The following is a 6,587-nucleotide window of genomic DNA, read 5'->3' as shown; positions in this document are numbered from 1 at the left end:
GTTAATATAGAGACATCAGGATAAGTTATCTGAACCATTAATTTTGGTCTATTTTTTCGTCTTTCTAAATTGATATAAATTAAGATTGGAGTTAAAAGGTTTTATCTAGGGTTGTAGTAGCTTACTTAGATAATAAGCTGAGACGCACTTAATTTTTAAACCTGAAAACCTCACAGCAAGGCTTTCAAGCTCCACAAAGTACAATTTAGATGCGCGACAGCTTACTCAAGTAATCCTTTTCTTCTTAAAAATTACAATAAATAATAAATATGAGGATTTTGTGAGGAAATACTCGGCATTAATAAAAAGGCGATCGCACCCTTATCAGTAGCACCTTAAATTTCAGGATTAGCAACCAGCTTGTCATATTGTCAGTTGCGCCAGTTGTATAATTTAGGACGCACCTCTGACTCGGTCATTATATATGTCAATAACATTTTTTACATCGAACTCAGGTCTTACGGTTAGTCCATTCCTACTCACTTCTTTACCTCATACCTCTGCTCAAGTGCTGCCAATACTCCCCTGGCGTTCGCGAAGCGGAAGGGAGGCAATCGCCCTTCTACCCCCTGAACGCTTACCCAATCTGAGAGTTTAGTTACAGTTGAAGTTGCCCTCACAACTTTCTTGAGGTTGAGCCGATCTCTTTGTAAAAACCTGCATCCTGGGTCGGAAAAGCCTTGTTGTATATAGGCTTGAGCGTTTTTGACACGAGAGCAGAAAAATACATACTTATGTCTAACGCAAACACGCTCTAGTCTGGAGTTCTTTGATTAAGATGTGGGGCTTGATATCTTAGAGGATGGTTTAGGCTGCACTACCATCCTAATATGAGTAAAATTTGAGACTTTTTTCGGCTGTAGATGACGATTCTGCACCAGAACTAAAGCCGCGATCGCAAGCAAAAAATAACCAAAAATTTTCTGAAGTCTTTGCGCCGGAACAAACTGAGATAAGTAGGCACCGAAAATTGTTCCTGCACTAGCAGCCACAGTGAAGGATAACATCAAGTTCCAATTTAAAGAAACATATCCCCAGTAGCCCAGAAAGCCGGCAACTGAATTAAATACAATAATTAATAATGATGTTCCAATAGCCTGTTTCATGGGTACATTTCCCAACAGTACTAAAGCAGGAACGATCGCAAACCCACCACCAACACCAACTAACCCAGTCAGTACACCCACCCCCAAGCCTTCACTCATTAACCACAACCAGCAATACTTGCAGACGGGTTGGGGATAAAGTGCCAGCTTGTCATCTGCTGCAATGGGCAAAGAGCTGCGCCAAATCATAAACATGGCTGCCAGCAACATCATGACTGCAAACAGCATCATTTGGAAAGCTTCAGTCACTACTGGTAATGTGGCAATCTTTGCCCCGACAAATGCCCCCAGCATTGTTGCAGAACCGAAAATCAACGCAGTTTTCAAGTTGACATTCTTGGCTCGCCAGTGGGGAATTGCTCCTAACAAACTCACGGTACCAACAATCACAAGAGTCATGGCGATCGCAGGTTTTGGCGCTACATCCATGACATAAACGAGAATCGGTAGTGCCAATACCGAACCACCACCACCAATCAAACCCAAGCTAACCCCAATACAAGCAGCTAATAAATGCCCGATTATCCAGCTCATACATGGCTCCGTTGATTATAAGGAAGTTTTGCTAGTAGCATTCTTAATGCACAAGTGTCTGTAATTCCCGCAAATATTAATCCCGCTCCCACAAAACTACTGAGAAGCAGGAACCAAGAAGAAACAAATACTCCTAATAACGTGCCAATTAATACTAAAGAACCTGCGACAATTTGCACTTGCCGTATTAAACTCACAGGAGCACTTTTGTTAATTTTGGTGGAGTAACCAGCTTCTTTCCAAGCACCTATACCCCCATCAAGATGGGTGACTTTTGCAAAACCTGCATCAAACAGCTTTTGAGCTGCTATTGTTGAGCGATTCCCAGAACGGCAGTAGAGAACGACTTGGGTGTCCTCATCTTGGGGTACTTTGTGCGGATCGAATTTGGAAAGGGAAACCAGGGTTGCTCCGGGAATATGCTCCCCTGCATATTCAGCAGGTTCGCGAACATCTATCAGTGTGACAGCTTGTTGCTCAATTAATGTTTTCAGAGTTTGAGCATCAATGGTTTGTAATCTATTCAAGCGAGAAGTAGTCATAACTTTTTATACTTAAGGATGTAGGATTTTTTAACGCAGAGACAAGCAGAGTTTCTGTGGGATTTGATTAAGCAGCAACATGACCGCAACGCTGGTTAGCGGGTACGGCTTCCATCATCTTTTTAGGATTAGGTAGATTTAGGTTTGCCATCAATTGGATAAATTCACTGCGGTTATGTCCCACAAATCGAGGATTCCACTGTTTCTCTTCCCCAATGGTGGAAACTGTGTTCCCACGATAATCATGACCGGGATAAACTAAGGTTTCGTCAGGCAATGTCAACAATCTTTGCGTGATGGAGTCATACATCATCCCTGCATCCCCACTCTGGAAATCAGTCCGTCCACAACCACGAATTAACAGTGCATCTCCAGTCAGCAAGTGAGTCCCATTCACTAAATAGGCATTATGGCTATCCGTATGACCGGGAGTTGCGATCGCTTTTACCCTCACACTCCCCAACTCCAAGACTTCACCATCCTTCATAAACCTGTCTGCACATCTAGCTTGAGCATTTTCTGGTACGATTCCCAAACAACCCGTCATCTGGCGGAGTTTAGCCGTTCCAGTAATATGATCGGCGTGGATGTGGGTTTCTAGACAGTATTTTAGAGTTAGTCCTAGTTCCTTGAGTAATTGGCGATCGCGCTCCACCTGTTCTAACACCGGATCGACCAAAATCGCAGTTTTAGTTCCTACATCGGCAATTAAATAAGTATATGTACTGGTTTCTGGATCGAATAGTTGTCGGAATAACATGATGCTTAACTCCAGATAATCTCGTTTTTACATGATATAACTATATGGTAATAAAACGTGATTGTCTAGTGTTAGTGCCGACTATATTTAGTACGCTAGTAAAAAAATCTCAGTTAATCGTGACTCAATACTTGTCAGTTAAGCTTAAACAATGAAATTACGTAGGTTGGGTTGAGGAACGAAACCCAACATTTACAAGCATTTGTTGGGTTTCACACACGGGTTTACCCCTACTACAAAAATTCGAGAGCCCTTGCAGTGTTGAATCCTGACTAACTGTCCAAGCTGTAGGATGAACATGAGTGCTAGCTCAGAACAAAGTTCCCCAAAGACTTTCGAGCTAGCGCTATCGCATTGTAAGTTTACAAATGTGTTCTACACTCATGCTTTGTGAATCTGAAATCAACTCATTTGGAATTGGTTCGACTAAAGATAAACCTAAAATCCGTAAACCCCAACGCTCAAACCACGGTACAGACATTCCCAAGCGCATCTTAGTTAAGAAAAATTTCTCAAAAGCTACCTTGATCCAACTCACCCAACGACCGCGTTTCGCTACAGAAAACCGCCGTTTTCCAGTGACAGGATCTCGCAATACTGGAGCCGCAATAAAAACGATCCCGGTATCGCCAAAATCTGCCATACAAATTGCTTCCAGGGTAGGTCTTACTGGTCCTGTTTTTATCGCTCCTAATTCCCTAGCGATATTGTGAGCAACAGCCATTCCCATTGCTTCTGTCATTTGTCCAGTTTTCGGGACACCAATGGGTACAGGTGTCAATTCTTTTGGAGTTAACTGCACTACCACACCCAAGCTATAAATTGAGGGAAAGTCTGGATGTTGGTATGTAGGTAAAGTAGGCACAAACCCTTTCGCATCCGTTAATCCCTTTGCCGATCGCAAAAATGACGCGCCCTGGAAAGGTGGTAGTACCATTGAATATTGGAAGGGTAAAATACGACCATCTGCTAAGGTAATCTTTTGGGGGCTAATCTCAGAAATTGCTGCATTCTCAATTAATTCAATATCTCGTTGCTTTAGCAGTCGAGTCACCAACTGGGCTGAATTTGCCATTTCCCCAATTCCCAAGTGACCTGCATAAGGTTCTGGTGTAACTAAAGTCATCGGTACTTTGTGACGCAAACCCCGTCGTCGCAAAACATTATCCGCCAGCAGCGCAAACTCATATAGCGGACCAAAACAACTTGCTCCCGGTACTGCTCCCACCACTAACGGTCCCGGATTCTCCAGAAATTTTCGCCATTTCTGGCGTGCTAATAAAGCGTGATGGGGATTACATACAGATTGGGTATAGCCTTGCTCTGGACCTAATCCTGGTACTGCATCCAGTGCTAAAGATGCTCCCGTTGCAATGACTGCGTAGTCGTAATTAATGATTTTTCCTGCAACATGAAGGGTTTGTGCATTCGGGTCAAGGGCTGTCACTTTTCCTTCTATCCAATGAATACCCCGTCCCCAAAGCAAATTTTTTATATCTAGTTGAATATTTTCTAATGGTGTCAAATCAAAGGCTACCCAAGGTAGGGAGGGGATAAAAGTAAATTTTGGGTTGTCAGAAATTAGCGTGATGCAATGGGATTTTGGCAACAAATGTCTCAGTTCGTAAGCTGTTGGTAGACCCCCTATTCCCGCACCCAGTACGACAATGTGAACCATTTTGATTACTCCGATTGCTAAAAACTGGCGTAGGATCGAGGAAAAGTGCCAGCATCAAACGACTCTCTATTCCCACGCTCTTTTCGGGACTTTTTGTGACACTACTTAATCAGATAGTAATACAGTTATATTGTAAATTCAAGTCAACCCCTAAAAGTGATTCCAGCAAATTTCAACCTGGTGAGGTACAAAAATTACCCCCCTCTGTCCCCCCTTACAAAGGGGGGATGAAAGGAGGATGTACCTCATGAGACTGAGAAAGGCTATAACGATTAAATAATTTAACAATTCATTTAATTACCATATAGTGATATAATAATTAAATAAACATTTACCGGAGGTGTAAAATCATGTCAGAAAGTCTTCCTTTAGAAAGCCCTTCAATGTCGAGGCGACAATTGCTCAACTTCCTCACGGGTGCAGTTGTCGCCACCACAGCTAGCAATATACTGTATCCTGCGGCTAAATTCTTTGTTCCCCCAAAAGAAGTGGGCGAAGATGGTTCTATCCTTGCTAAGGATATTAACGGAGATGTGATTCCAGCTAGCCAAATTTTGGGTGAAACCCCTGGGACTCGTGCCTTAGTAGCGGGATTAGCAGCAGAACCGACTTATTTAACAGTACAGTCAGATGGTAGTTTGCACCCTTGGGGAATTGTCGATAACTGCACCCATTTAGGTTGTACATTCCCTTGGAATCCCAATGACAATCAATTCCAATGTCCCTGTCATGGTTCTCGCTATGATGCTGATGGGAGAGTGGTGCGAGGTCCTGCACCTCTTCCTCTAAAGCTTGTTGGTGTCAAGGTTGAAGGGGACTATATCAGCATTTCTCCCTGGACGGAAATAGACCCCCGCACTGGGGAAAAACCTTGGTGGGTTTAGTGATTATCGTTCAACAAGAAATCAAGCGAATTTTCAATAACATGGAATTTTCTAAGAAAAACTTTAACCAACAGCTTAACCAAATCTATGACACAATTATTGTCGGCGGTGGTGCTGGGGGATTGTCTGCGGGTATTTACTTACAGCGTTTTCGTCTTTCTAGTTTAATTATTGACAAGGGTAAAGCTCGTTCTTTCTGGATGCAAGAATTGCACAATTATCTGGGCTTATCACCAAATACCCCTGGTAGGGTTTTATTGCAAAACGGGAAGGAACATTATGCCTCCCTCGATGGTGATTTCCTCAATGCTTATGTTGAGGAAGTAGTCGATGAAGGAGAAACCTTTGCTGTCAAGGTCAAGGTGGGGCGTGTAAATGGTGTTGATGCCGTGTTTCGCTCTCGGTATTTGATTGCTGCTAGTGGTATTATTGACTATCTGCCACCTTTAGATGAAATGCGAAATGTTTACGAGTATGCCGGGTATAACTTGCATGTCTGTATGGTCTGCGATGGCTATGAGATGACGGATAAAAAATGTGGTTTCTTCGCAGGTAGTGAGGCAAGTATTGAAGAGATGGTGTTTAACTTAAGCTGGTTTACACCTTACATTACCGTGTTTACTCACGGAAGTTTTGAAGTGAGTCCCGAAATGCGCTACAAACTTCGGGAACATGGTTATCCCTTAGTGAAGACACCGATTAAACAATTCCTAGGACAAAATCACCAAATGACTGGTGTGGAGTTGGTAGATGGTTCGATGATTGAGTTAGAAACAGGTCTAATTTCAATGGGTTCCCGCTATCATCACACGTATCTACAAGGGATAAACCTAGAGATGAAAGGGGGTAATCTAGTAACAGATAAGATGTGTCGGACTTCTCATCCGCGTATTTTTGCGATTGGCGATTTGAAAGTAGGGTTGAATCAGGTTGTGATTGCGGCTGGAGATGGTGCTTTAGCTGCTACTCAAATTTGGCGAGATATTCGTTGTGCAAATGGTGCGCGTCGTTGGGAAGAGAATGTGAACTACCCTGGCTCAAACGAAGTTGGCCCAGGATAGGATATGATAAGCTAAATTTGCT

At 42.9% G+C, this 6,587-nt stretch carries 6 protein-coding genes; 2 read left to right on the top strand and 4 right to left on the bottom strand.

The window, feature by feature from the left end; all coding sequences use genetic code 11:
* Window positions 1-773: 773 nt before the first annotated feature.
* From F7734_RS14985 to F7734_RS14970, 4 genes are all read right to left on the bottom strand, one after another.
* Window positions 774-1,640: a sulfite exporter TauE/SafE family protein gene (locus F7734_RS14985; RefSeq protein WP_155745454.1), complete on the bottom strand. Its 867-nt coding sequence runs from the start codon at window positions 1,638-1,640 to the stop codon at window positions 774-776.
* Entirely contained in the window at window positions 1,637-2,182 is a 546-nt protein-coding gene (locus F7734_RS14980) for a rhodanese-like domain-containing protein (protein WP_155745453.1), read from the bottom strand. The genes F7734_RS14985 and F7734_RS14980 overlap by 4 nt, the downstream gene beginning before the upstream one ends.
* Window positions 2,183-2,249: 67 nt before the next feature.
* Window positions 2,250-2,942 (bottom strand): MBL fold metallo-hydrolase, encoded by a 693-nt coding sequence (locus F7734_RS14975; protein ID WP_155745452.1) that lies wholly within the window; start codon window positions 2,940-2,942, stop codon window positions 2,250-2,252.
* A 346-nt stretch (window positions 2,943-3,288) separates the two neighbouring features.
* Entirely contained in the window at window positions 3,289-4,620 is a 1,332-nt protein-coding gene (locus F7734_RS14970) for an FAD-dependent oxidoreductase (RefSeq protein WP_155745451.1), read from the bottom strand.
* A gap of 350 nt (window positions 4,621-4,970) precedes the next feature.
* Here F7734_RS14970 and petC point away from each other — a divergent pair, with 350 nt between their 5' ends.
* Both petC and F7734_RS14960 read left to right on the top strand, forming a co-directional pair.
* Complete coding sequence (gene petC, locus F7734_RS14965) at window positions 4,971-5,504, top strand: cytochrome b6-f complex iron-sulfur subunit (RefSeq protein ID WP_155745450.1); 534 nt, start codon at window positions 4,971-4,973, stop codon at window positions 5,502-5,504.
* Window positions 5,505-5,545: 41 nt separating this feature from the next.
* Complete coding sequence (locus F7734_RS14960; protein ID WP_155745463.1) at window positions 5,546-6,565, top strand: NAD(P)/FAD-dependent oxidoreductase; 1,020 nt, start codon at window positions 5,546-5,548, stop codon at window positions 6,563-6,565.
* Window positions 6,566-6,587 lie beyond the last annotated feature (22 nt).

The organism is Scytonema sp. UIC 10036 (genome assembly GCF_009725235.1).
Note: the sequence above shows the minus strand (reverse complement) of the source record. Positions and strands in the feature narration are given on the sequence as shown.